Origin of the sequence: Bradyrhizobium sp. 63_E2_N1_3, from assembly GCF_052076005.1 — a bacterium.
Lineage (GTDB): Bacteria > Pseudomonadota > Alphaproteobacteria > Rhizobiales > Xanthobacteraceae > Bradyrhizobium > Bradyrhizobium barranii.
Map to the genome: position 1 here is coordinate 8,847,269 of NZ_CP197235.1, position 25,892 is coordinate 8,873,160.

Annotated in this window: 22 protein-coding genes; 11 read left to right on the top strand and 11 right to left on the bottom strand. The window is 64.0% G+C overall.

Annotation, left to right across the window (positions count from 1 at the left end; translation table 11 throughout):
• Window positions 1-28 precede the first annotated feature (28 nt).
• Together AB7531_RS42040 and AB7531_RS42045 are read left to right on the top strand one after the other, a co-directional pair.
• Window positions 29-1,255: an ABC transporter substrate-binding protein gene (locus AB7531_RS42040; protein WP_063980046.1), complete on the top strand. Its 1,227-nt coding sequence runs from the start codon at window positions 29-31 to the stop codon at window positions 1,253-1,255.
• A 273-nt stretch (window positions 1,256-1,528) separates the two neighbouring features.
• On the top strand, window positions 1,529-2,755 hold the full coding sequence (locus AB7531_RS42045) for an ABC transporter substrate-binding protein (RefSeq protein WP_063980047.1): 1,227 nt from the start codon (window positions 1,529-1,531) through the stop codon (window positions 2,753-2,755).
• A gap of 177 nt (window positions 2,756-2,932) precedes the next feature.
• Here AB7531_RS42045 and AB7531_RS42050 read toward each other — a convergent pair whose 3' ends face one another.
• Window positions 2,933-3,358, bottom strand: a complete 426-nt coding sequence (locus AB7531_RS42050) for a DUF1330 domain-containing protein (RefSeq protein ID WP_441280280.1) — start codon at window positions 3,356-3,358, stop codon at window positions 2,933-2,935.
• Window positions 3,359-3,526: 168 nt separating this feature from the next.
• On the opposite strand from AB7531_RS42050, the gene AB7531_RS42055 reads away from it, so the two are divergent.
• Together AB7531_RS42055 and AB7531_RS42060 are read left to right on the top strand one after the other, a co-directional pair.
• A complete protein-coding gene (locus AB7531_RS42055) occupies window positions 3,527-5,740 on the top strand; it encodes a transglycosylase domain-containing protein (RefSeq protein ID WP_063980049.1) in 2,214 nt (737 codons plus the stop codon).
• A gap of 536 nt (window positions 5,741-6,276) precedes the next feature.
• Window positions 6,277-6,942, top strand: a complete 666-nt coding sequence (locus AB7531_RS42060) for a hypothetical protein (protein WP_063980050.1) — start codon at window positions 6,277-6,279, stop codon at window positions 6,940-6,942.
• Between the two features lie 369 nt (window positions 6,943-7,311).
• On the opposite strand, the gene AB7531_RS42065 is transcribed toward AB7531_RS42060, so the two are convergent.
• The 4 genes from AB7531_RS42065 to AB7531_RS42080 all read right to left on the bottom strand — a co-directional run bounded on the left by AB7531_RS42065 (window position 7,312) and on the right by AB7531_RS42080 (window position 11,437).
• Window positions 7,312-8,151 carry a M48 family metallopeptidase gene (locus AB7531_RS42065; RefSeq protein WP_063980051.1) on the bottom strand — a complete coding sequence of 280 codons (840 nt, stop codon included), beginning with the start codon at window positions 8,149-8,151 and terminating at the stop codon, window positions 7,312-7,314.
• Between the two features lie 217 nt (window positions 8,152-8,368).
• Window positions 8,369-9,697, bottom strand: a complete 1,329-nt coding sequence (locus AB7531_RS42070) for a polyhydroxyalkanoate depolymerase (protein ID WP_063980052.1) — start codon at window positions 9,695-9,697, stop codon at window positions 8,369-8,371.
• 121 nt (window positions 9,698-9,818) lie between these two features.
• Window positions 9,819-10,637, bottom strand: a complete 819-nt coding sequence (locus AB7531_RS42075) for an ABC transporter permease (RefSeq protein WP_063980053.1) — start codon at window positions 10,635-10,637, stop codon at window positions 9,819-9,821.
• Window positions 10,634-11,437: an ABC transporter ATP-binding protein gene (locus AB7531_RS42080; RefSeq protein WP_063980054.1), complete on the bottom strand. Its 804-nt coding sequence runs from the start codon at window positions 11,435-11,437 to the stop codon at window positions 10,634-10,636. The genes AB7531_RS42075 and AB7531_RS42080 overlap by 4 nt, the downstream gene beginning before the upstream one ends.
• A 106-nt stretch (window positions 11,438-11,543) precedes the next feature.
• Here AB7531_RS42080 and AB7531_RS42085 point away from each other — a divergent pair, with 106 nt between their 5' ends.
• Window positions 11,544-12,866 (top strand): ActS/PrrB/RegB family redox-sensitive histidine kinase, encoded by a 1,323-nt coding sequence (locus AB7531_RS42085; RefSeq protein WP_028149359.1) that lies wholly within the window; start codon window positions 11,544-11,546, stop codon window positions 12,864-12,866.
• A gap of 102 nt (window positions 12,867-12,968) precedes the next feature.
• Entirely contained in the window at window positions 12,969-13,523 is a 555-nt protein-coding gene (locus AB7531_RS42090) for an ActR/PrrA/RegA family redox response regulator transcription factor (protein ID WP_014491094.1), read from the top strand.
• 131 nt (window positions 13,524-13,654) lie between these two features.
• Here the strand turns inward: AB7531_RS42090 and AB7531_RS42095 are convergent, their stop codons facing one another.
• Together AB7531_RS42095 and AB7531_RS42100 are read right to left on the bottom strand one after the other, a co-directional pair.
• Complete coding sequence (locus AB7531_RS42095) at window positions 13,655-14,146, bottom strand: MmcB family DNA repair protein (RefSeq protein ID WP_063980055.1); 492 nt, start codon at window positions 14,144-14,146, stop codon at window positions 13,655-13,657.
• A gap of 84 nt (window positions 14,147-14,230) precedes the next feature.
• On the bottom strand, window positions 14,231-15,835 hold the full coding sequence (locus AB7531_RS42100; protein ID WP_063980056.1) for an alpha-amylase family glycosyl hydrolase: 1,605 nt from the start codon (window positions 15,833-15,835) through the stop codon (window positions 14,231-14,233).
• Between the two features lie 167 nt (window positions 15,836-16,002).
• On the opposite strand from AB7531_RS42100, the gene AB7531_RS42105 reads away from it, so the two are divergent.
• Window positions 16,003-16,683 (top strand): MBL fold metallo-hydrolase, encoded by a 681-nt coding sequence (locus AB7531_RS42105; protein ID WP_063980057.1) that lies wholly within the window; start codon window positions 16,003-16,005, stop codon window positions 16,681-16,683.
• 58 nt (window positions 16,684-16,741) lie between these two features.
• On the opposite strand, the gene AB7531_RS42110 is transcribed toward AB7531_RS42105, so the two are convergent.
• A complete protein-coding gene (locus tag AB7531_RS42110) occupies window positions 16,742-17,110 on the bottom strand; it encodes a winged helix-turn-helix transcriptional regulator (RefSeq protein WP_063980058.1) in 369 nt (122 codons plus the stop codon).
• Between the two features lie 139 nt (window positions 17,111-17,249).
• Between AB7531_RS42110 and AB7531_RS42115 the strand changes: the two genes are divergently transcribed.
• Window positions 17,250-17,552, top strand: a complete 303-nt coding sequence (locus tag AB7531_RS42115; RefSeq protein WP_231143720.1) for a hypothetical protein — start codon at window positions 17,250-17,252, stop codon at window positions 17,550-17,552.
• A 22-nt stretch (window positions 17,553-17,574) separates the two neighbouring features.
• On the opposite strand, the gene AB7531_RS42120 is transcribed toward AB7531_RS42115, so the two are convergent.
• Both AB7531_RS42120 and AB7531_RS42125 read right to left on the bottom strand, forming a co-directional pair.
• Window positions 17,575-18,753 (bottom strand): extracellular catalytic domain type 1 short-chain-length polyhydroxyalkanoate depolymerase, encoded by a 1,179-nt coding sequence (locus tag AB7531_RS42120; protein WP_063980060.1) that lies wholly within the window; start codon window positions 18,751-18,753, stop codon window positions 17,575-17,577.
• A gap of 139 nt (window positions 18,754-18,892) precedes the next feature.
• Window positions 18,893-20,305 carry an MFS transporter gene (locus AB7531_RS42125; protein WP_063985949.1) on the bottom strand — a complete coding sequence of 471 codons (1,413 nt, stop codon included), beginning with the start codon at window positions 20,303-20,305 and terminating at the stop codon, window positions 18,893-18,895.
• 148 nt (window positions 20,306-20,453) lie between these two features.
• On the opposite strand from AB7531_RS42125, the gene sthA reads away from it, so the two are divergent.
• The 3 genes from sthA (at window position 20,454) to AB7531_RS42140 (ending at window position 24,883) form a co-directional block, all read left to right on the top strand.
• On the top strand, window positions 20,454-21,845 hold the full coding sequence (gene sthA / locus AB7531_RS42130; RefSeq protein ID WP_063980061.1) for a Si-specific NAD(P)(+) transhydrogenase: 1,392 nt from the start codon (window positions 20,454-20,456) through the stop codon (window positions 21,843-21,845).
• Window positions 21,846-22,135: 290 nt separating this feature from the next.
• Window positions 22,136-23,371, top strand: a complete 1,236-nt coding sequence (locus AB7531_RS42135; RefSeq protein WP_014491084.1) for an LLM class flavin-dependent oxidoreductase — start codon at window positions 22,136-22,138, stop codon at window positions 23,369-23,371.
• A gap of 138 nt (window positions 23,372-23,509) precedes the next feature.
• Window positions 23,510-24,883, top strand: a complete 1,374-nt coding sequence (locus AB7531_RS42140; RefSeq protein WP_063980062.1) for a cytochrome P450 — start codon at window positions 23,510-23,512, stop codon at window positions 24,881-24,883.
• Window positions 24,884-25,001: 118 nt separating this feature from the next.
• Here AB7531_RS42140 and AB7531_RS42145 read toward each other — a convergent pair whose 3' ends face one another.
• The gene (locus AB7531_RS42145) at window positions 25,002-25,841 is read right to left on the bottom strand and encodes an SDR family NAD(P)-dependent oxidoreductase (RefSeq protein WP_063980063.1); all 840 of its coding nucleotides are present in this window, start codon (window positions 25,839-25,841) and stop codon (window positions 25,002-25,004) included.
• Window positions 25,842-25,892 lie beyond the last annotated feature (51 nt).

The window sequence follows — 25,892 nt, forward strand, 5'->3', positions numbered from 1 at the left end:
GGAAATTCCGTCAGGAGGAACAACCAAGATGAACAATCGCAGAGCCTTCATAGCTGCCACGGCGGCGCTCGCCTTCGCGTTCTCCGCCAGCCAAGCCCTCGCCCAGAAGAAATACGACACCGGCGCGAGCGACACCGAGATCAAGATCGGCCAGACCGTGCCGTTCTCCGGTGCCTATTCCGTCTACGCCAATATCGGCAAGACCCAGGCCGCCTACTTCAAGATGATCAACGATCAGGGCGGCATCAACGGCCGCAAGATCAATCTGATCCAGTATGACGATGCCTATTCGCCGCCGAAGACGGTCGAGCAGGTGCGCAAGCTCGTCGAAGGCGACGAGGTGCTGTTCACCTTCCAGATCATCGGCACGGCCGCGAACGCCGCCGTGCAGAAATATCTCAACGGCAAGAAGATCCCGCAGCTGCTGGCCTCCACCGGCGCCGCACGCTTCAACGATCCGCAGAACTATCCCTGGACCATCGCCTACAATCCCAACTACGTGTCCGAGGGACGCATCTACGCCAAGTACATTCTCGCCAATCACCCCAATGCCAAGATCGGCGTGCTCTACCAGAACGACGACATGGGCCGCGACTATCTCGCCGGCCTCAAGAGCGGCCTCGGCGACAAGGCCGCCAAGATGATCGTCGGCGAAGTGTCCTACGAGGTCACCGACCCGACCGTCGACTCGCAGGTGGTCAAGCTGAAGTCGCTCGGTGCCGATCTTTTCTACGATGCCTCGACGCCGAAGTTCGCGGCGCAGGCCATCAAGAAGGTGGCCGAGCTCGGCTGGACGCCGGTGCACATCCTCGACATCAACGCGAGCCCGATCTCGGCGACGCTAAAGCCGGCCGGCCTCGACATCTCCAAGGGCATCATCTCGACCCAATACGGCAAGGAGCCGAGTGACCCGCAGTGGAAGGACGATCCGGGCGTGAAAGCGTTCTTCGCCTTCATGGACAAGTATTTCCCCGAAGGCGACAAGCTCAACACGGTCAACACCTATGCTTATTCGGTCGCCGAGTTGCTGACGCAGGTGCTGAAACAGTGCGGCGACGACCTGTCGCGTGAGAACGTGATGAAGCAGGTCGCCAACATCAAGGACTTCACCCCGAGCTTCGCGCTGCCCGGCATCAAGATCAACACCGGACCGAACGATTATCGCGTCAACAAGCAGATGCAGATGATGAAGTTCAACGGCGAGCGTTGGGAGCTGTTCGGCCCGATCATCGAGGACAACGGCCCGGCGGGTTAGTAACTGCGCAGGGTGGATTAGCCCTGCAGATGCGCAAAGCGCATCTGCTCGGCGTAATCCACCTCTTCGACATCCGCGGCAACAGAAGTGGTGGGTTACGCCTGGCGGACTGCGCTTCGCGCAGCCGCAAGGCTGACCCACCCTACGAACTGCGCGTCTCCACCCACCTTGCGTTGCAGCAACGCCTCATCCACAATCGCCCTCAGCGGTGACGTCCTGTGCGCAAGAGCATCCGGGCAGATCATCGGCAATAACAAACTGAGGAAATTGCGAATGAGGAATGGAATGCTGCATCTGGCCGCGACAACGGCGCTGACCCTGGCGCTGTCGGTCACCACGGCCAGTGCCCAGAAAAAATATGATCCGGGCGCCAGCGACACCGAGATCAAGGTCGGACAGACCATGCCGTTCTCGGGACCTGCATCGGTCTATTCGTCGATCGGCAAGACCCAGGCCGCCTATTTCAAGATGATCAACGACCAGGGCGGCGTCAACGGTCGCAAAATCAACCTGATCCAGTATGACGACGCCTATTCGCCGCCGAAGGCCGTGGAGCAGATCCGCAAGCTCGTCGAGAGCGACGAGGTGTTGCTGACCTTCCAGATCATCGGCACGCCCGTGAACGCGGCGGTGCAGAAATATCTCAACTCCAAGAAGGTGCCGCAGTTGTTCGCGGCCACCGGCGCATCGAGGTTCACCGATCCGAAGAACTTCCCGTGGACCATGGGCTTCAATCCCAACTACTTCGTCGAAGGCCGCATCTACGGCCAGTACATTCTGAAGGAGCATCCCAACGCCAAGATCGGCGTGCTCTATCAGAACGACGACCTCGGCAAGGACTATCTGAACGGCATCAAGGCCGGCCTCGGCGACAAGGCCGCCAAGATGATCGTGACCGAAGCCTCCTACGAAGTCTCCGATCCGACCGTCGATTCGCAGGTCCTCAAGATCAAGGACGCCGGCGCCGATCTGTTCTTCAGCGCCACCACGCCGAAGCAGGCCGCACAAGCGATCAAGAAGATCGCCGAGATGGGCTGGCATCCGGTGCAGATCGTCGACATCAACGCCACCTCGGTCGGCGCGGTGCTGAAGCCGGCCGGCCTCGATGCCGCCAAGGGTTTGATCAGCGTCAACTACGGCAAGGAACCGCTCGATCCGACCTGGAAGGACGATGCCGGCCTGAAGAGGTATTTCGACTTCATGGCGAAGTACTATCCGGACGGCGACAAGGACTCGAACTTCAACACCTACGGCTACAGCACGGCGCAGCTGCTGGTCCATGTGCTGAAGCAGTGCGGCGACGACCTGACGCGCGAGAACGTCATGAAGCAGGCCGCGTCGCTGAAGGACGTCGTCAGTGACACCGCGCTGCCCGGCATCAAGGCCAACACCTCGCCGACCGACTACCGCGTCAACAAGCAGCTTCAGATGATGAAGTTCAACGGTGAGCGCTGGGAGCTGTTCGGCCCGATCCTGGAGGATGCCGGCCCGATCGATTAGTTCTCGGAAACAACTGCCTCAACGACGTCATGCCCGGGCTTGTCCCGCCTGCGCGGCCGAAGCCGCTTCGGCGCGGCGAAGGCCCGGGCATCCACGTTCTTGGAGCGGCAAGGCAAGGGCGTGGATGGCCGGGTCAAGCCCGGCCATGACGGCGGAGGGAGATGCGCGCAGAGACATCTACTCCGGTATCTCCCCAAAATTCTTCCCCACCGGCAGCACCGCGTGCCGTATCAGCCGTGAATCCTCCACCGCGGCCTGCCGATGCTTCACCGCTTCGCGATAGACGGGATCGCGGATCATCTCGACGAAGGCGGCAACGCTTGGATATTCGGCGATGAAGCAATGGTCCCAGCGCTCCTCTTGCGGGCCAATCAGCATCAGCTCGAATTTGCCCTGCCAGACGATGCGGCCGCCGAGGCGCTCGAACACCGGGCCGCTGTTGCGGCCATAGGCAGCGTAGGCTTCCGCGCCGCTCGCCTTGCGGCCGTCAGGATAGGCCGCCTCTTTGCGCAAACGCACCAGATTGAGCATGTGGATCGGGCCGGGGCGGTCGTTGTCCCGGAACTGCGCGAAAATCTCCTTGCTCGGATCGATACGGCCCATGCCGGTTCCCTCTTGTTTTATGCGGGCGATCCTAGCCCTGCCGCCCGGCGAGCGGAACTGCGGCAGGCGAATGCCGCACCTCCTAATCGCGCGTTAAGCTCTGGGTAACCGGGCCTTAAACAGCGACCGGTAGCGTGCGGCGGGGCGGGCTGACCGGGCGTTTTGCGTATGGCGTGGGGAAAGAAAAAGGGTGGGCGGAAGGAGCCGTTGTTCGGCTTGCCTGCTGCGCTCGCCGATCTGCGCCTGACCGCGGCCGACCGCGTCCCCGGCGGCGAGGACAAGCCGAAGAAATCAACGAAATCATCCGCCAAGCGCAAGAGCGAGGATGCCGGCGACGAGCCGCCGCGCGAGCGGAAGGCACAAGCCGGCCGCAGCGGCGCCAAGCGCCGGTCGAAATCGGGCGGAGGCTTCAGCCTCGGCCGCCTCGTCTATTGGGGTGCGGTGCTCGGCCTGTGGGGCATGATCGCCGTGATCGGCGTCGTGATCTATGTCGGCGCCCATCTGCCGCCGATCCAGTCGCTGGAGATTCCCAAGCGCCCGCCGACGATCCAGATCGTCGGCATCGACGGCAGTATGCTGGCGCAGCGCGGCGAGATGGCGGGCGCCAACGTCTCGCTGAAGGACCTGCCCCCCTATCTGCCGAAGGCCTTCATCGCCATCGAGGATCGCCGCTTCTACTCGCATTTCGGCATCGACCCGATTGGCATCCTGCGGGCCCTCGTCACCAACGTACTCCATCGCGGCGTCTCGCAGGGCGGCTCGACCTTGACGCAGCAGCTCGCGAAAAACCTGTTCCTGACCCAGGAGCGGACCATGGCGCGCAAGCTGCAGGAGGCGGAGCTCGCGATCTGGCTGGAGCGCAAGCATTCCAAGAACGAGATTCTGGAGCTCTATCTCAACCGCGTCTATTTCGGCTCGGGCGCCTATGGCGTCGAGGCCGCGGCGCAGAAATATTTCGGCAAGTCGGCGAAGGACGTCACCGTCGCCGAGGCCGCGATGCTGGCGGGCCTCGTCAAATCGCCGTCGCGGCTGGCGCCGAACCGCAATCCGGAAGGCGCGGAAGCGCGCGCGCAGATCGTGCTCGCGGCGATGGCGGATGCCAAGTTCATCACCGAAGCACAGGCGCAGGCCTCGATCGGCCACCCCTCCTACAACGTGAAGCCGGCCGGCGCCGGCACGCTCAACTACGTCGCCGACTGGATCGGCGAGGTGCTGGACGATCTGGTCGGCCAGATCGACGAGAGCATCAAGGTCGAGACCACGATCGATCCGAAGCTGCAGAGCGTGGCGGAAGCCGCCATCATCGACGAGCTCGCGGCCAAGAGCGTCAAGTTCAATGTCAGCCAGGGCGCGCTGGTGGCGATGACGCCCGACGGCGCGGTGCGCGCCTTGGTCGGCGGACGGAACTATTCCGACAGCCAGTACAACCGCGCGGTCACTGCGAAGCGCCAGCCGGGCTCCTCGTTCAAGCCGTTCGTGTACCTGACCGCGCTCGAGCAGGGGCTGACGCCGGACACGGTGCGCCAGGACGCGCCGATCGAGGTCAAGGGCTGGAAGCCCGAGAACTACACCCATGAATATTTCGGCGCGGTGACGCTGACGCAGGCGCTGGCGATGTCGCTCAACACCGTCGCCATCCGCCTCGGTCTCGAGGTCGGGCCGAAGAACGTTGTGCGCACCGCGCACCGGCTCGGCATCTCCTCGAAGCTCGAGCCCAATGCCTCGATCGCGCTCGGCACCTCCGAAGTCTCGGTCGTCGAGCTGGTCGGCGCCTACGCCCCCTTCGCCAATGGCGGCTTCGCCGTGGCGCCGCATGTCGTCACACGGATCAGGACGCTCAGTGGCAAGCTGCTCTACATGCGGCAAGCGGAAGAGCGCAATCAGGTGATCGACCCGCGCTATGTCGGCATGATGAACACGATGATGCGGGAGACGCTGATATCAGGCACCGCCAAGAAGGCGGAGATCCCCGGCTGGCCGGCGGCCGGCAAGACCGGTACCAGCCAGGATTATCGCGACGCCTGGTTCATCGGCTACACCGCCAACCTCGTCACCGGCGTCTGGCTCGGCAATGACGACAACTCGCCGACCAAGAAGGCGACCGGCGGCGGCCTGCCCGTCGAAGTCTGGTCGCGCTTCATGCGCACGGCGCACGAGGGCGTGCCGGTGGCCGCCTTGCCGAACTCGCAAGCGACCTGGGGCCTCTCGAACCTCGCGCAGGCGGCATCGCAGGTGTCGCCGCCGACGGCGGTGGCGCCTGGACCGGCACCGGCGAGCAGTGGCGGCTATCGCCCGCCTCCGACGCGCGCCAATGTGCGGCCGGAAGCCGCAGCAGGCCTCGACGGCTGGCTGATGGACCGGCTGTTCGGCGGAAATCGGTAGCTTCGAGCTGAGGTCCCCAGGGCCTCAAGACAAAAAACGCGAAAACAACCCCATGCACAGTAGCCGGTGACTTCAGGCGCGCCGCGCGGTGGATTGTAGGAAACGTTTGATCCGGCGGGACAAATCGAGCGTGCCGCGCAATCGTCGCGAAGTATGGCGGGGATCGCGCAAAGCGCGCTGACGTCGCCCCACTCTCAACTGTCATTCCCCGCCACCGGGTCTCGCCTTCGGCTAGCCCAATGACGGGCTCCAGCGGGGAATCCAGTATTCCGAGACGTCGAGATTCAAAACAGCTGCCGCGGCGTACTGGATGCGGCCAGCAGCGTTTTGCTCCGGCTGACATCGCGCCACGGCTTCGGCAAGTCCTGCCCAACAAGTCCTGCCCAACAAGTCCTGCCCAAGACGGCAAGATTTACCGATGCCGAAATATCCCTGAACGCCAAAACACCAGTCTCTTCAAGGCTCCGACATCGGCCCAGGAATTGCTCTCTTAGGTTGAGTTCCGAAGACTCGGGTTTAGTGGGAAGGAGCGTTCCATGATTACAGGTCTATCCAGCGCGGCGTTGCCCCATCTGCGTCCTGCATCAACGTCCGGTTCCAATGTGACAACGACATCAGATCTCCAGCCGGAGGCGTCGACTGCAACTGACGCTGCGACCAGCAGCCCCGGAATCAGCGTGTCGCAACTCAAGCCGCTGCAAGGCGCCAAGCCGATCTCGGTGGCTGATAACCCGGTCCTGCGCGACCTGATGGCAACGAATTGGCTGATGACCCACGGCGCGAACGCGACTCAACCGGCCGCCTCGGACGATGCACCTGAGAACACCTATGCCCAGGTGAAGGTTGACGGCAAGGTGGTGGCCACTCTGTACAATGGCGGGTCCTCGACGATGACCAACGCGGCGGCCGCAAAGATCGGCAAGCTCGAGGATCCTCCCGGCCTGAGTGGACCTGATCTGGCGCAATGGCGAGCCGACAATTACGCCAAGCTGCTTGGCGGCACCGTCGAAAAAGCGTCCACCGCGATCACGCAATCGCAATGGACACCGCGTCAAAGCAATTCTGCCACCTATAGTCGCGATCAGCTCGACGCGGCCTTCCAGGCGATGCTGGCCGAGGGCCCGAAGGCCGCCGTGCAACTGCAATCGTCCTATCTCGCCTCGCGCGCGCAGCCGGGGACAAGCGCAGATATCAGCGCCTGACCTGAGAGATGGTCTGAGGACGCCCGGCATCCGGGCGACGAGTCAAAGCACATCAAGCAAGATCATCCCGGCTGACGCCGAACAACGAGCAGCTATCGCCGGCGTTCAGCGTCCGCGATGTCGCGCGACGAGAGCTGCTCGCCTTAGATAGTCCGATGGGTCGGTCGTTCGGGGAAATCGGAAAGCGTGGCACGAGACGCACTGATGTCGCCCCGTCCTCCGCTGTCATTCCCCGCGAAAGCGGGGAATCCAGTACGCTGCGGCTTCTCGGCTTAACAATAACCGCCTCTGGAATACTGGGTCGCCCGGTCAAGCCGGGCGACGACAGTGAGTGTTGGGCTAGCAGCGAGGCCTAGTCTGCGACGAGGATCAATCCTCGACCCCATAGCGGTGCAGGTCGTTGCCGTGCGTATCGAGCCACTTCTTGGCGCGCTCCATCGACGGGCAGGCCTTTCCGCAGACGCGCCAGAACCGCGCCGAGTGGTTCATCTCGACGAGATGGGCGACCTCGTGCGCGGCGAGGTAGTCGAGCACGTAGGGCGGCGCGAGGATCAGGCGCCAGGAGAACGACAGCGAGCCGGCCGAGGTGCAGGAGCCCCAACGGCTGGACTGATCGCGGATCGAGAGGCGCTTGACCCTGACGCCGAGCTCGACGGCATAGGCCTCCGCCGAGCGCTGGAGATCGTGGCGCGCCTCGCGCTTGAGGAAGTCGCTGACGCGGCGGTCGACATGCTCGACCCCGCCGGCGACGCAGAGAATGCGTTCACCGCTGTCGCGCACTTCCGTCCATACCGTGCCGCGCGTGCCGGCACGATGAACGATACGATGGGCCGTGCCGCGTAGCGGTATCACTGTGCCGGGTTGGAACGGCGCAGCCTTCGGCAAACGGCCGAGACGTGCAGCGATCCACGCGCCGTGACGTTGTGCGAAGTCCTTGGCTTCGGCCAGCGTGCCGCGCGGCGGGATGGTGAGGATGGCTTCGCGATCGCTCGGATGGATTCTGAGCGTGTAGCGGCGCGCGCGGCGGTGCCGACGCAATCGAATCGCAAAAAACTGCGATCCATGGGTGATGACCAGGGTCTTCGGCTCGTGGGGCCGTCGATAGAGGAGTGCGCGAGTGGCCATGTCTGTCAGTCCGGGGGGCAGGAGGGCGCCCGGATTCTGCCATAACCGCCGCCAGGGAAAGCGCTCGGCGCAAAAACAAATCATTTGCCCAATATACAGCGGTCTAGCGTCCGGGAGACCCTACAGACTGGGGTTGGAACCCGGTTTTTTCGCCCCCGCTGGACGCATGCGGCACCCCCAAGGGCTGAGGTGGGAATCACTCCTATAAAGCTACCTAAATACCGCGAATCTGGAGGGAACCAACCCCTGCCGGAACCCCCGGCAGGGCGTCGATTTTCAGCGGGAAAGCCGAAAAACGCGCTTATTCGGCCGCGAGGGCCTGCAACGAGCTCGGATTCGCAGCCGAGACCATGAAGTCATGGATGCGCGGCACGATTTCCGACTTGAAGCGCGAGCCGTTGAACACGCCGTAATGCCCGACGCCCTTCTGAACGTAATGAACGCGGCGGTGATCGGGGATCGAGCTGCACAATGTGTGTGTTGCTTCGGTCTGACCGAGCCCGGAGATGTCGTCGTTCTCGCCTTCGACCGTCATCAGCGCCACGCGCGTGACCTTCGAGGGGTCGACGCGTGTTCCGCGATGGGTCATCTCGCCCTTCGGCAGCGAGTGCTTCACGAACACGGTGTCGACCGTCTGCAGATAATACTCGGCGGAGAGATCCATCACCGCGAGATATTCGTCGTAGAAGTCGCGATGCTTGTCGACGAGGTCGCCGTCGCCCTTCACCAGATTGGCGAACAGGCGCTTGTGGGCGTCCATGTGCCGGTCGAGGTTCATGCTGATGAACCCGTTGAGCTGCAGGAAGCCCGGATAGACGTCGCGCATCATGCCCGGATGCGGGAACGGCACCTTGGTGATGACGGTGTTGCGGAACCAGTCGATGCCGCGCTCCTGGGCGAGCTTGTTCACCCCGGTCGGATTGCGGCGGGTGTCGATCGGGCCGCCCATCAGCGTCATCGACGTCGGCACGAAGGGGTCGCGCCGCGCTTCCATGATCGAGACGGCGGCAACGACGGGAACGGAGGGCTGGCACACCGCCATGACATGGGTGTTGCCGCCAAGGACGTGCAGCATCTCGATGACGTAGTCGATGTAGTCGTCGAGATCGAAGCGGCCATCGCTCAGGGGCACCATGCGGGCGTCGGCCCAATCGGTGATGTAGACCTCATGCGCCGGCAGGAACGCCTCGACCGTGCCGCGCAGCAGCGTCGCGTAGTGGCCGGACATCGGCGCCACGATCAGCACGCGCGGCTGCGGGCTGCGCAAGGGACGGGCGAACTTGCGATCGAAGTAGAGCAGCTTGCAGAACGGCTTTTCCCAGACCGAGCGGACCTCGACGGGAACGCGGATGCCGTTGACCTCGGTGTCGTTGAGGCCCCATTCCGGCTTGCCGTAACGGCGCGTGGTGCGTTCGAACAATTCACAGGCCGCGGCGACGGACTTGCCGACCTCGGTGCGCGCCCACGGATTGAGGGGATTCTGAAACAGGAGCTTGGTCGCATCGGTGACCGCACGCGCCGGATTGAGAGAGGCCTGCCCCATCTCGTACATCCAGTACATCGGCGTCGTCAGGACCGGACTGCCTTCGGCCGCCAGGGGCGGCGCGCCGCCGAACTCACCAATAGGCATCGTTAAAATCCTCTTCGCATCGCAACATACTGCCGAATGCGTAATATTGCGTCAATGCATGGTTCCGTACATCTACGGAGCCGGAACGGCTAAATCAGCCTGAATCCACGGGAAAGTGAGATTATTCACCGCTCGAGAGCAGCGAGCCGTGCTTCTTGGCGCTCCGCAAAAGGGCAAGGAATGCCCCAAAAGATGCAACCAGCAGCACCGCGTTGATGGCCAACGCACGCAACATCAGATCGATCCGGAGGGTCTGTTCGATCAGGAGCGCCCGCATTCCCTCGAATACATAGGTCGGCGGCAGCGACCAGGCGACGTACTGCAGCCATGCCGGCAGCACGCTGACGGGATAGTAGACGCAGGCGAGCGGCATGATCGCGAACATCAGGGTCCAGACGATGCTCTCGGCGCCAAGGCCGTTTCGTAAGACCAGCCCCGAGACGAAGATGCCGACCGCCCAGCTGGTGAAGATCAGATTGCAGAAGAACGCGATCAGCGGCAGACCGAGGGCATAGACGTTGAAGTGAAACAGGAACAGCGCGAGCAGCGTCATCGGGATGACGCCGATCGCGAGCCGGATCATGCTCATGATCATCAGCGACAGCAGAAACTCGATCGGCTTCAAGGGGCTCATCATGAGGTTGCCGATGTTGCGCGCCCACATCTCCTCCAGGAACGAGATCGAGAAGCCGAGCTGGCCGCGGAACAGGATGTCCCAGAGGATGACGGCGCCGATCAGCGTGCCGCCGGCGCGCGCGAAGAAATTGGCGTTCTCGGCGATGTAGAGCTGGAGAAAGCCCCAGGTGATGACCTGGAGCGCGGGCCAATAAAGCAGCTCGAGCAGCCGCGGCCAGGACGACATCAACAGATACCAGTAGCGCAGGATCATCGCGCCGATGCGATGGATGGAAATGCCGCGGTGGAGGGAGAGCTCGGTCATCGCGCCGCCTCCTTCGCACCGTTCGCCCGCCCGCGCGCGACGTCCAGGAACACCTCCTCCAGCGTGGTGCGGTTGTAGCGCGCCATGATGGCCTCCGGCGTGTCGTCGTCCTCGATGCGGCCGCGCTTCATGATGATGACGCGGTCGCACAGACGCTCGACCTCGAGCATGTTGTGCGAAGCCAGAAGGATGGTGGCGTTGTTCTCCTTGCGATAGCGCTCCATATGCGCCCGCACCCAGTCGGCCGTATCCGGGTCGAGCGAGGCGGTGGGCTCGTCCAGCAACAAAAGCGCGGGCTGGTTGATCAGCGCCTTCGCCAGCGCGACGCGGGTCTTCTGCCCGGCGGAGAGCTTGCCGTTGGCGCGGTCGATGAATTCGGTGAGATCAAGCTCGTCGGCCAGCCTGGCGATGCGATCGGAGACGTTCTTCACCGCATAGAGCTTGCCGAACACGGTGAGGTTCTGCCGCACCGTGAGGCGCATCGGCATGTCGACATAGGGGCTCTCGAAATTCATCCGCCCCAGCACCGCCGCGCTCTGCTCCGGCATCCGATGCCCGAGCACCTGCACGCGGCCGGAGGTCGGCAGCACCAGGCCCATGATCATCGCGATGGTCGTGGTCTTGCCGGCGCCGTTGCCGCCCAGGAGCCCGGTGATGCTGCCACGCGGCAGCGAAAAGGAGATATCGTCGACGGCGCGGGTCTGCTTGTAGACCTTGACGAGGTGATCGACCGCAATGGCCGCAGAGGAGCCGCGCTCCGCGACAGTCGGCGGACTTGAAGCTTTGTCGTTCCCGGTCATGCTAGCCGTTCTTCTGCTATTGCAGCGGATAGCGCAAGGCTTGTAATCCGGGTGGTTCCGCGAGCCCCGCGTTTGTGACCGAGAAGGCACCGCCACATTGGCCGAGATGACTGAGACTGCCGATACCGATTTCCGCCACGCACAGCGGCATATCCGCCTGGACACGATCCTGCGGCTGCGCTGGCTCGCGGTGCTCGGCCAGCTCGCGGCGATCTTCATCGTGGCGCAGGGGCTGGAGTTCAACGTCGAGATCGTCCCCTGCGTCAGCATCATCGCGCTGTCGGCGGCGCTCAACCTGGCGCTCCAGACCGTGTCCAATCCGCTGCAACGGCTGGAGCCGATGCAGGCGGCCGGACTGCTCGCGCTGAACATCGTGGAGCTGGCGGGGCTGCTGTTCTTCACCGGCGGGCTGCAGAACCCGTTCTCGTTCCTGTTCCTCGCGCCCGTTCTGATCTCGGCCACGGCGCTGCCGGCCCGCCTCACCTTCGGCCTCGGCCTGCTCGCGGTGGCCTGTGCTTCGGTCCTGTTCTTCTTCCATCTGCCGCTGCCCTGGGATTCCGACGATCCCCTGGTGCTGCCGCCGATTTATCTCATCGGCATCTGGCTCTCGATCGTGCTCGCGATCGGCGTCACCAGTCTCTACTCGTTCCAGGTGACGGAGGAGGCGCGCAAGCTCGCCGACGCGCTGGCTGCGACCGAGCTGGTGCTGACACGCGAGCAGCATCTGACCCAGCTCGACGGCCTGGCCGCCGCAGCCGCGCACGAGCTCGGCACGCCGCTCGCGACCATCTTCCTGATCTCGCGCGAGCTGGAAAAGACGGTGAAGGACCCAAGTTTCGCCGCCGACCTGAAAACCCTGCGCGAGCAGACCCAGCGCTGCCGCGACATCTTGAGCAAGATCACCCAGCTTTCCTCCGAAGGCGCGCCGTTCGACCGCATGAAAATGTCTGAGCTGATCGAGGAGGTGGTGGCCCCGCACCGCGATTTCGGCGTCGACATCAAGGTGCGGATCGCGGTGGCGGCCTTCGCCGAGCCGATCGGCTCGCGCAACCCGGCGATCCTCTACGGCGTCGGCAACATCGTCGAGAACGCAGTCGATTTCGCCCGCACCACCGTCGAGGTGAATGCATGGTGGAACAAGGACACGATCGAGCTCGTGATCTCCGACGACGGCCCGGGCATTCCGCCCGATATCCTTAACCGGATCGGCGAGCCCTATTTGTCGCGGCGGCGCAATCTGGATGACGGCGGCGGCGAGCGGCGCGGGCTCGGGCTTGGCGTGTTCATCGCGCGCACCTTGCTGGAACGCACCGGGGCCAAGGTCTCGTTTACCAACCGGACCTTTCCGGAACACGGTGCTGTGGTTCACATCAATTGGCCGAGAGAGCGTTTTGAGACTATCGAGACGCTCGAAGAAACAATAGGATAGGCCGCGACCTTGCGTCGCACAGCAGGGCCGATCGACTATTTGCGGCCTTGGCACCGCCTGATTGCGACGCCATATGTAGATGTGCAGAGAGAGGACAACACCTTGAACGCCATCGCCGAACTGAACGAACAGACCGACCGCTCGCTTCTCATCGTGGAGGACGACAAGCCGTTCCTGGAGCGGTTGTCGCGCGCGATGGAGACCCGTGGCTTTGCGGTGACGTCGTGTGACACCGTCTCGGATGGCCTCGCGCAGATCGGCAAGGCCGCGCCCGCATTCGCCGTCGTGGATCTGCGGCTCGGCGACGGCAATGGTCTCGACGTCGTCTCCGCGCTGAAGAAGAAGCGCCCCGAAGCCCGCGCGATCGTGCTGACCGGCTATGGCAACATCGCCACCGCCGTGACCGCCGTGAAGATGGGTGCGATCGATTATCTGTCGAAGCCCGCGGATGCCGACGACGTCGTCGCCGCCCTGCTCTCGACCAGCTCGGAGAAATCCGAGTTGCCGACCAACCCGATGTCCGCCGACCGCGTCCGCTGGGAGCACATCCAGCGCATCTACGAGATGTGCAACCGCAACGTCTCGGAGACGGCGCGCCGGCTGAATATGCACCGTCGTACGTTGCAGCGGATTCTGGCGAAGCGCGCGCCGCGGTAACGGTCTCGTAGGGTGGGCAAAGGCGCGTAGCGCCGTGCCCACCAACTCTGCTTCAATTTTGATCGGCTTGGATGGTGGGCACGCTACGCTTTGCCCACCCTACGGCGTCTACGCTAATCCACCCTACGACTTCATTCCCAAAAATCCGCGTGGCCCTGCGGGTCGACCAGACGGTTGATCCGGAGCGCTGCCGCCATCGCGAAACGCACCGTCATCTGCTTGCGCGTGGCGGCCTGAAGCTTGTGCTCGGGCGCCTCGCACTGCATGTGCGCGCCATAGGCGTCCGCAATGATCAGGCCGGTGTCTTGCGGGAAGATCTCGCACGGCAGATCCTGCGTGAAGGCGAAGAACAGCCGGTCGCAATGGGCGCGGTATTCGTGCCATTTCTGGTCGGCACGCAAATCCTCGACCGACGATTTGATCTCGACGATCCAGATCTCGCCGCGCTCGTTGAGCGCCACCAGATCGGCGCGCCGGCCCGACGGCAGCGGTAATTCGCTGATGCAGGTAAAGCCGAGCGAGCGCAGCAACCGCGCCGTGCCGCGCGCGATCGCAAGCGCCGTCTCGGACTGGCGGCGATCGGGCGGCGGAACGAGAGCGATGTTGCGGGCGGGGCTGTCCATGGGGGGAGCTTAGCCGATTCCGGTTGGTGCGGACACTGTCCGATGAACCGCGGCCACACGCTCATCTGTCGTCCCCGCGAACGGCTAGATATATGGCGGCATCACCACCACGCCCTCGTTCCCGCGCAGATCCAGCACGCCTTCCAGCCTCTCGCCCTCGCGATCCAGAAACGTCGACAGCAAGATCTCGCTGTTGAAACGGATCGCGCTGGTGGTCACGGCGATCGGGTCGGGCCCGAGATTGAGCACGACGATGATCGCGGTGCCCTCGGCCTCGCGGCGATAGACCAGCAGATCGCCTTGCGCGGCGATCGGATGGTAGTCGCCCTCGACCAGCGCCGGAGATGCCTTCCGCAAGGCAATCAGCCGCTTGTACAGACTGAGGATCGAACGCGAATCGGCTTCGAGATCGGCGACGTTCTCGCGGATATGGTCCTCCGGCAGCGGCAGCCAGGGCCTTACGCCGGAGAAGCCGCTGGCCGGCGACGCATCCCACTGCATCGGCGTACGGCAGCCGTCGCGCCCCACTCCGATGCCGGGCACATTCTTCTCGAAGGGATCGCGCACGTCCTCGGGGGAGATCGCCAGCTGATGCATGCCGATCTCGTCGCCGTAATAGAGCGTCGGCGTACCGCGCAGCGTCAGCAGCAACATGGCGGCGACGCGGGCCTGCTCCGGCCCGACACGACTCGCGACGCGCGGACGATCGTGATTGCCGAGCACCCAGTTCGGCCAGGCGCCCTTCGGCAGCGCCTTCTCGTAATCCTCGACGATTGTCTCGATCGAGCGCGCGCTCCAGAACGTCGAGAGCAGCGCGAAGTTGAACGGCATCTGCGCGCCGGTGAGATCGTTGCCGTAATAGGCCATCAGACGGTGCAGCGGCAGATAGATTTCGCCGATCAGCACGCGGTCGCGATACGCATCCGTGACGCGCCGCATCTCGGCGATGACGTCATGCACCTCCGGCTGGTCGGTGGAGTATTGCGTCAGGATCCTCTCGTTCGGCGGCCGGCCCTCGACGTAATGCGGGTTCGGCGGGTTGTCGCGGAATTCGGCATCCTTGATCAGGTGCCAGATCACATCGACGCGGAAGCCGTCGACGCCTTTCTCCAGCCAGAACCGCATCGCGTCGTAGATCGCCGCGCGGACATCCGGATTGCGCCAGTTGAGGTCCGGCTGCTCGGCAAGGAAGGCGTGGTAGTAATATTGACCTGTCGTCTCGTCGAATTGCCAGGCGCTGCCGCCAAATTCGGACAGCCAGTTGTTCGGGACACCGCCATCGGCGGCCGGATCGCGCCAGACGTACCAGTCGCGTTTGGGATTGTCGCGCGAGGACCGGCTCTCGACGAACCAGGGATGCTGGCTTGATGTGTGGTTCGGCACGAGGTCGAGGATCAGTTTCAGCCCGGTTTCATGCGCAGCCGCGAGCAGCGCATCGAAATCCGCCATCGTGCCGAACAGCGGATCGATGCCGGTATAGTCGGAGATGTCGTAGCCGAAATCGGCCATCGGCGAGGGAAAGATCGGCGACAGCCAGATCGCGTCGACGCCGAGCGATTTCACGTAAGGCAGCCGGCGCAGGATGCCGGCGAGATCGCCGACGCCGTCACCGTCTGAGTCCTGAAAGGAGCGCGGGTAGATCTGATAGAAGATGCCGTCGCGCCACCAATTGTCGCCGCCCTGAGCCATGGCCGGAATACCACTCACTAATCTACCCTGCGCGAGAAAACGCGAAAGGAACGCCCCGGTTCAAACCAGCAGGCCAATTGGGACGGCCGTGTGACGACCGGCTGTTCCCGGGGCTACGACACAAATCTTTTGCTTGGCGGCATGGCAAAAATCGGCATTGTGAGGCCATGACCGAGCAAAACAATACCCAAGAATCACAGCAAGCCAAGGCTGGCGCGATCATCGTCCCCGTGACGCTGTTCGAGCAGAACTGCACCATCATCTGGGACGAGCCCGGCAAGAAGGCCGTGGTGATCGACCCCGGCGGGGACGTGCCGAAGATTCTGGACGCGATCAAGCAGACCGGCGTCACCGTAGAGAAGATCTGGCTGACCCACGGCCATATCGACCATGTCGGCGGCGCGGCCGAATTGCGCGATGCGCTGAAGGTGCCGATCGAGGGGCCGCATGTCGCGGATAAATTCCTGCTCGACAACGTGGTCGAGAGCGGCGCGCGCTTCGGCATGACCGGCGGCCGCAATTTCGAGCCGGACCGCTGGCTCGACGAGGGCGACAGCGTGTCGATCGGCGGCCTGCAGTTCGATATTTTGCACTGCCCGGGCCACTCGCCCGGCAGCGTGGTGTTCTTCAACAAGGACTTGCGCTTTGCCCATGTCGGCGACGTGCTGTTTGCGGGCTCGGTCGGGCGCACCGACCTGCCCGGCGGCAGTCACGCCACGCTGATCAACTCGATCAAGACCAAGCTCTTGCCGCTCGGCGACGACGTCGGCTTCATCTGCGGCCACGGCGCCGGCTCGAGCATCGGCCAGGAACGGATGACCAATCCGTTCATCACCGGCGAGATGTAGCCTTTTACTTGAGCATGATCTTTTCGGAAAACCGCTTCACACTTTTCCGGATCATGCTCTACTCGGCGGCCTCCGCCAACGCCGCGGTGTCACTGAGGTTGCGTTCGCCCCAGTCGCGGATCGCGGCGACGACCGGCACGAAGCTCTTGCCTTTGCGCGTCAGGCGATACTCGACCTTCGGCGGCACCTCGCCAAAATCCTTGCGGTCGATCAGGCCGCTTTGGGTCAGCGCCTTCAATTCGCGGCTGAGCACGCGCGGGGTGATCTCGGCGCTGCCGGCCATGCCGCGCAACAGGCCGCTCCTGATCTCGCCATAGCGGCGCGGACCGTCCTTGAGGTCCCAGACGATGCGGAGCTTGTACTTGCCGCTGATCATCTTCTGAAAGGCCGTAACCGGACAGGTGCGCGCCGGGTTTGCCCTTGCCATGTCGCCTCCTCCATACGCAGCCAGCTTGCGGGAGGATAGGAGCGACGTCGAAAAAGTCCATACTATCAATTTTGTCCATACTTGCAGGATCGCCCGCAAGGCGCAGATGATGGCGCACATGACGAACAGGGAGCGTCACATGAAGCATTTCATGATCAGGTACGAATTCAAAAACGGCACGACGGAAGCCTGGCACCAGGAGATCGGCCGCTTCATCAAGGCGATCGAGGGCGATCCGGAGTTGAAGGGGCGGATCGGCTATCGGGTCCTGAAGAACCGCGACGACGCCAGCTACTTCCACCTCGCCAGCGTCACCGACGAGGCTGCGCAAAAAGCGCTGCAATCGCGCGACTTCTTCAAGGCCTATCAGGAGATGACGCGGAAGGTCGCCGGCGGCGAGGTGACGGTGGCGCCGATCGAATGGATCGATCAGACGGCGTAGCCGTCGCTTATCGAGCGACGAACTACTTCATCAATCCCGCGGCGGTCAGTGCGCGCGTGATGATCTGGCCGAGATCGAAGCCGCGCGCCGCCGCGCGCTTCGGCTCGGCCGGCTCTTCGGCAACGGCGACTGCAGCACGGATCGAGCGGGCGAGATGCGGCGCGGGTGAAAGCGCCGGCTTCGACGTCCCGGGCCCGGCCTTCTTCCCGGCCGCGTCCGGAATCCAGCCGGTGAGGCCGAAGAATTTTGCGATGTTGTACGACGAGGAAATACCGGCCTCGATCAGGAATGCGCCTTCGATGCCGTAGCGCTGATCATTGTCGGCGAGGCCGAGCGGCGTGCCGTGGGCCATATCGGTGATGGCGTAGGACTCGACCAGGGTTTCGCCGTCCTTGTTCCACCAGGCCTGGCGCGGATAGCCGTCGACAATGGTCTCCGCCATCGGCACGGCCGGCAGATCGTGCAAATCGAGCCACTGCTTGACGATCTCGCTGGCGTTGCCGGGATTGACGGTGCGGTCGGCGCTGCCGTGCCACACCGACATCTTCGGCCACGGCCCGCGATGGTTCGAGGCACGCCGCACGAAGTCGCCGAGTTCGCGCTCCGGCCGCTGCGGCGAATGAAACATGCCGTCCAGCGCCTCGCGCAGATTCGAGGCGATGCCATAGGGCAACCCGGCGATCACCGCACCGGCCGCAAAAACTTCCGGATAGGTCGCGAGCATCACCGACGTCATGCCGCCGCCGGCGGAGAGACCGGTGATGAAGACGCGCTTGGGATCGATGCGGTGCGCTTCGGCCATATGCGCGATCATCTCGCGGATCGACCGCGCCTCGCCGCCGTCCCGCGCAGTGTCTTCCGGATTGAACCAGTTGAAGCAGGTGTTGCCATTGTTGACGCGTTGCTGCTCGGGCATCACCAGCGCGAAGCCGTAATGCTTCGCGAGCGTCGACCATCCCGCGCCGAGATCGTAAGCAGCGGCGGTCTGGCCGCAGCCATGCAGCACGACAACGAGCGCGCGCGGCTTCTGGAGTTGCGCCGGCACGAACGCGAACATGCGCAGGTTTCCGGGATTGTCGCCGAAGCCCGTGACTTCTTCCAACGGGCTGGATACGTCCGCGCTCCGGCCGAATTCGGCAAGGCGCAGACCATCCACCTTTGGCAGATGTCTCAAGAGAGCGAGATTTTTGGCAAGCGACACGGCAACTCCTGGCAGGCGACGTTCAACGTTCACCCAAACCAAATAGTTGCTGCGGTGCAAAATAAAAAGCCCGTGTGCTGTCTATCACCCGAAATCACGCAAAAATCCGCAGGAATACGCATGAATTAACCGCAATGCCTCAACTTCGTGCAGAGACGCGGCGCATCCACGCCAGAAATGCGGCGCAGATCGTGATTAACGCCGCAAACGCGGCGAGCGAAACGAAGAAGCCTGCGCGCGCCGATTGCAACGCTTCAACCGCGAAGAACGCCGCGCCGATTGCGGCCACTCCGGCCGCATTTCCGATCTGCGCCGTCGTGCCGTACATGCCGGACGCCGAGCCTGCCGCGACAGGCTTCACCGTCGAGAGCACCGCACCGGATAGCGGCGCCATCACCAGCCCCTGGCCGCAGCCGAAGATGATCATGACGAGCGCGAGCAGGATCGGCGCGGGCGCATCGATATACCCCGTGACCAGCGCGAGTGCGGCGAGGCCCGCGATCTGCAGCATGCAGCCTTCGATCAACACCTTGGTCCCGCGATGGCGCGCCCGCGCGCCGCTGTGGCGCGACGCGACCACGAAAGCCAGCGCGAGCGGAATGAAGGCCATGCCGGCTGCGAGCGGCGGGATCTTCAGGCCGCGCTGCATGAACAGCGTCATGACCAGATAGAACGAGAGGTTGGCGACGAAGAAAAAGAACGCCGCGCCGAGCCCGCGCAGGAAGGCTGCATCGGACAGCAGCGTCAGATCGATCAGCGGCATGCCGCCGGCGCGCGCCACCGCATGCTCGAGCTTCAGGAACGCGACAAGGATCGCGCCGCCGACCGCCATCACGGCCCATAGCCACGGCGCCCAGCCGACATCGTGACCGAACAGCAGCGGTCCGATCAGGCACAACAGCCCCGCGAACAGCACCACGCTCCCTTTGATATCGAGCCGCGTGCCGGCCCGGCGCGGCACCGACGGCATGATGCACCAGGCGGCGGCCGCAATGACGAGGCCGCAGGGCACGTTGACGAAGAACACCGAGCGCCAGCCGGTACCGGCGAGGTCGATCGTGACCAGGAGACCACCGAGCAGGAAGCCCGCGGCGCCCGCAAGCCCGAGCACGATGCCGTAGATGGCGAAAGCGCGGCTGCGCTGTTCGTCGGTGAAGAGCAGATGCAGCGTCGCCAGCACCTGCGGCACCATCAGCGCTGCAGTCGCGCCCTGCGCCAGCCGTGCGATGATCAGCTCCGCGCCCGATTGCGCCAACCCGCACCACAGCGAGGTCACCGTGAAACCGAGCACGCCGGCCAGGAAGACATTCTTCGTGCCGTGGATGTCGCCGAGGCGGCCGCCGGTGACGACCAGCGTGGCGTAGGCGATCAGATATATCGCGATGACGGATTCGATCTGCGCCGGCGTCGCATGCAGGTCCACTGCGATAGTGGGAATGGCGACGTTCACGATGAACGCGTCGACGCCGAACATGAATTGAGCAGCGACGACGATCGCCAGCACGCCCCAGCGGCGCGACGAATCGACTTGTTTTGTGACGGTTTGATGCATTTTCGCGCGAGCCTTCGGCGATTTATTTGCGCGCAAAACTCGCAGATCGGCGTCATTGGCGCGATTACCTCCGAGGTAGGACTTGCCGCTTTGGCCCGATTGCTGCATGGCAATTCCCGCTGGTTTCGCGGGCTCGGAAGTTTTCCGGATGTACGACTACGACATGGTGGTGATCGGCTCGGGCCCGTCGGGGCGCCGGGCCGCGGTGCAATGTGCCAAGCTCGGCAAGGCCGTGCTGGTGGTGGAGAAGGGCCGACGGGTCGGCGGCGTCTCGGTCCATACCGGGACGATTCCTTCAAAGACCCTGCGCGAGACCGTGCTCAATCTCTCCGGCTGGCGCGAGCGTGGCTTTTACGGCCGCTCCTACAAGGTGAAGCAGGACATCGCGGCGAGCGACCTGATGATCCGTCTTCAGAAGACGCTCGACCATGAGGTCGAGGTACTCGAGCATCAGTTCAGCCGCAACCTGGTGCGCACCGCCAATGGCGAGGCGCGGCTGGTCTCACCGCACGAGGTCGAGATCACGAGCTCAATTGGCGAGGTAAAGGTGGTGTCGGCCGCCTTCATCCTGATCGCCTGCGGCACGCGCCCGTTCCGCCCCGACTACGTGCCGTTCGACGGCACCACCGTGCTCGACAGCGACGAGATCATCGAGCTGGCAAAGCTGCCGCGCAGCCTGGCTGTGATCGGCGCCGGCGTGATCGGCGTCGAATACGCCACCATCTTCAGCGCGCTCGACGTGCCAGTGACCCTGATCGAGCCGCGGCCGACCTTCCTCGATTTCATCGACAAGGAATTGATCGACGAATTCGTGCACGAGCTGCGCGACCGCAACGTCGCGCTGCGGCTCGGCGCCAAGGTCAATTCGATCGAGAAGACTGCGCAGGGTGGCATCGTCACGCATTTGTCGGACGGGCGGCACGTCACCACGGAAATGCTGCTGTTCGCGGCGGGGCGCGTCGGCGCGACCGACCGGCTAAACTTAGAGGCGGCCGGCATCGTCGTCGACCATCGCGGCCGCATCTCGGTCGATCCCGTGACCTTGCAGACCAGCGTGCCGCACATCTACGCCGCCGGTGACGTGATCGGCTTTCCGAGCCTTGCTTCCACCTCGATGGAGCAGGGACGCGTCGCCGCCTGCCACGCGCTCGGCATGGAGCCGCTCGCGCCGCCGGAGTTCTTCCCCTACGGCATCTATTCGGTGCCGGAAATATCGACGACGGGACTCACCGAAGAAGAGGTGCGCACGCGCGGCATTCCCTACGAGGTCGGCATCGCACGCTTCCGCGAGACCTCGCGCGGCCACATCATGGGGCTGAACAGCGGCATGATGAAGATGATCTTCTCGACCAAGACGCGCCGGTTGCTCGGCGTGCACATCCTCGGCGAAGGCGCCACCGAGCTGATCCATATCGGCCAGGCCGTGCTGAACCTCAAAGGCACCATCGACTATTTCATCCAGAACACGTTCAACTATCCGACGCTGGCGGAGGCGTACAAGATCGCCGGGCTGGATGCGTGGAACAGGATGACGCGGTAGCGGCGTTCTTCGCGGCAAATTTGGCGAACAGTCCCTTTGCGGCCATCCTTCGAGACGACCGCTGCGCGGTCTCCTCAGGATGAGGTCTCGCTTCGCGGCGAGGTGTTAGACCCTCACGGTGAGGAGCCCGCGAAGCGGGCGTCTCGAACCATGCAGGCCAGGCAGGTCGTTGCAGCGTCTCAACGCATGCCTGCATTCCGCCGCGCGGGACACCGCGCGATTGCCTTCGCTATCGCCAGCACGTAGCCTCATCGCCTCAACAAACAGAAAATTCAGCCGGAGAGAACGCCATGGCGCGCCTGAAGTTCGGAGCCTTCCTTGCCCCGCATCACCCGATCGGGGAGCATCCGATGCTCCAGTTCCGGCGCGATCTCGACCTGGTCGAGCAGCTCGACGCGCTCGGCTATGACGAGTTCTGGTGCGGCGAGCATCATTCCTCCGGCTGGGAGATGATCGCCTCGCCCGAGATGTTTCTGGCCGCGGCCGGCGAGCGCACCAAGCGGATCAAGCTCGGCACCGGCGTGGTGTCGCTGCCCTATCATCATCCCTTCAACGTCGCCCAGCGCATGGTGCAGCTCGACCACATGACCGGCGGCCGCGCCATCTTCGGCTCCGGCCCCGGCGCGCTGGCGTCGGACGCGCACACGCTCGGCATCGACCCGATGACGCAGCGCGACCGCCAGGACGAGGCCATCGGCGTGATCCGCCGCCTGTTCAACGGCGAACGCGTCACCGCGAAGAGCGACTGGTTCACCATGAACGACGCCGCACTCCAGATCCTGCCCTTGCAGGAGGAGATGCCGTTCGTGGTGGCCTCGCAGATCTCGCCGTCGGGCATGACGCTCGCCGGCAAATACGGCATCGGCATCATCTCGCTGGGCTCGATGACGACGCAAGGGTTGATGTCCCTGCAACAGCAATGGCAGTTCGCCGAGGACGCCGCCAAGAAGCACGGCACCAAGGTGGATCGGGCGAACTGGCGCGTGCTGCTGACCTGGCACCTCGCCGAGACCCGCGAGCAGGCCCGCCGCGAAGCCGGCGCCGGCCTGATGCGCTGGCACAACGAATATAATGTCGGCACGCTGCAGCGGCCGGGCCTGACCGCGTTCGCCTCGCCCGACGAGGCCGTGGACAAGACCGCTTTCGTCGACGGTGCGGCCTCCGTGATCGGCACGCCCGACGACCTCGTCAAGATGATCAAGAACGTGATGCAGGTGTCGGGCGGCGTCGGCGCCGTGATCGGCTTCGTGCACGATTGGGCCAATCCCGAAAATACCCGCCGAAGCTGGGACCTGGTGGCGCGCTACGTCGTGCCGGAGATCAACGGCTATATCGACGGATTGCGGAAGTCGCAAAAGTTCGTGATTGAGAACCGCGCGATCTTCGAACGCGCCGGGCAGGCCGTGATGGCGAAGATCATGGAGAACGAAAAGGCTGCAGAGGCCTTGAAGGTGACCGGCGCCGGCCGCGTCGCCATTCCCGCCGTCAACGCCCCGGATTTGCAGAAGGAAGCGGCGAAGCGGTAGGCCCGTCGGAACTACGCTTGTAACGACGTTCACAAGAAAGACATACCGGCCTGTGCTATGCTGACCCCGGTCAGCTGGCGCGGGTCGTAGTCATCTGTGTTCGCGCGCCTGTTCGGTCGGTCAACCGGAGCAATCGTCATGTCGATGCAGAATGTCGCCCCTGCGCTTCCGTTCACCGCACCCAGGCGCAACGAGCTGACGCACATCCCTGGCGACGAGGGCTGGCCGATCATCGGCAAGACCTTTCAGGTGCTCGCCGACCCCAAGGGACATATCGAGGCGAACGGCGCCAAATACGGCCCGGTCTACCGCACCCATATTTTCGGCGAGACCAATGTCGTGCTGCTCGGGCCCGAGGCCAACGAGCTCGTGCTGTTCGACCAGCAAAAGCTGTTCTCGTCGACACATGGCTGGAACAAGGTGCTGGGCCTGTTGTTTCCGCGCGGCCTGATGCTGCTCGATTTCGACGAGCACCGTCTGCATCGCAAGGCGCTGTCGGTCGCGTTCAAGTCGGGGCCGATGAAGTCGTATCTGAGCGATCTCGACTACGGCATCGCCGCGCGCGTCGCGCAGTGGAAGGCGAAGCCCGGCGAGATGAAGCTCTATCCGGCGATGAAGCAGCTCACGCTCGACCTCGCGGCGGCGTCGTTCCTCGGCGCGGATATCGGGCCGGAGGTCGACGAGATCAACCGCGCGTTCGTCGACATGGTCGCGGCCGCGGTCGCCCCGATCCGCCGGCCGCTGCCGGGCACGCAGATGGCGGCTGGCGTGAAGGGACGCAAACGCATCGTCGCCTATTTCCGCGAGCAGATCCCGCTGCGACGCGGCAATCACGGCGGCGACGATCTGTTCTCGCAGCTCTGCCGCGCCACCCACGAGGATGGCGCCCTGCTCTCCGAGCAGGACATCATCGACCATATGAGCTTCCTGATGATGGCGGCGCACGACACGCTGACCTCGTCGCTGACCTCCTTCATCGGCGAGCTCGCCGCCAATCCGGACTGGCAGGATAGATTGCGCGCGGAGGTTCTTGCGCTGGGGCTCGCACCGGGTTCGCCGAGCAGCTTCGACGACCTCGAAAAAATGCCGCTGTCGGAGATGGCGTTCAAGGAGGCCCTGCGGATCAAGCCGCCGGTGCCGTCGATGCCGCGCCGTGCGATGCGCGATTTCACCTTCAAGGGTTTTACGATTCCGGCCGGTACCGCCGTCGGCGTCAATCCGCTCTACACCCACCACATGAAGGACATCTGGCCGGAGCCGGATCGCTTCGATCCCTTGCGCTTCACCGAGGAAGCCCAGCGCAACCGGCATCGCTTCGCCTGGGTGCCGTTCGGCGGCGGCGCGCATATGTGCCTCGGCCTGCACTTCGCCTACATGCAGGCGAAGTGTTTTGCCCGGCACTTTTTGCAGAACCTCGAAGTGTCGCTGGAGCCGGGCTACAAGCCGGACTGGCAGATGTGGCCGATCCCGAAGCCGCGGGATGGCTTGCGGGTGCGGGTGAAGACGGTTTAGGCACCGTTTTCGTAGGGTGGGCAAAGGCGCGTAGCGCCGTGCCCACCATTCCTCGCGAAGAAAGAATTGGTGGGCGCGCTTCGCTTTGCCCACCCTACGGCACCGTCACCTGCCGCTACTACGCCTCCTGATCGAACGCCTTGCGCATGGCGACGTAACCCTGCTGCTGCTGGCTCCAGTTGCGGCCGCCGGTGACGGCGCCGTCGACGACGAGATCGTGTCCGTTGACGAAGCTGGATTCGTCGCTCGCCAGAAACACCGCGGCCTGCGCGATGTCATCGGGGAGGCCCGCGCGCGGGATCGGCTGTGCGGTCTTGAAGACTTCGCGCATCACGGCAGGCGTCGCCTCCGCCGCATCGGTCGCGAGCCCCAGCGCCTTGCCGAAAATGCCGGTCGCGATCGCACCGGGCGAGATCGAGTTGACGCGCACGTTGGACTCGCCGAGCTCCATCGCCACGCATTTGGTGAGATGGATCACCGCCGCCTTGGCCGCGCCATAGACGACCGACGAGGAAAAGCCGGCAAGACGGCCTGCGATGCTGCCATTGTTGATGATGCTGCCAGAACCCTGCTTCTTCATGACGGGCGCGGCATGCTTCATGCCGAGCATGACGCTGCGCACCAGGGTCGCCATCGCCGCGTCGAACCGCTCGACATCGAGGCCTTCGATGCCCCCGGTCTGCGCCGGGCCGCCGGCATTGTTGAACAGGCAGTCGATCCGGCCGAACTTCTCGACCGCGAGCGCGATCAGCGCCTGCATCCGCGCTTCGACCGTCACGTCGGTCTGGCGAAAGATGCAATTGACCCCGAGCTGCTTCGCCAGCGCCTCGCCTTCCGGTATGCGCCGCCCCGCGATCACAATTTTGGCACCTTCGGCAACGAAGACTTCCGCGGTACGCAGGCCGATCCCGCTCGTCGCGCCCGTAATCACCGCAACCTTGCCATCCAACCTACCCATGGAATGTTCCTGTTTTCGAATGATTTGATGTCAAATGGCGGACGCCGATCG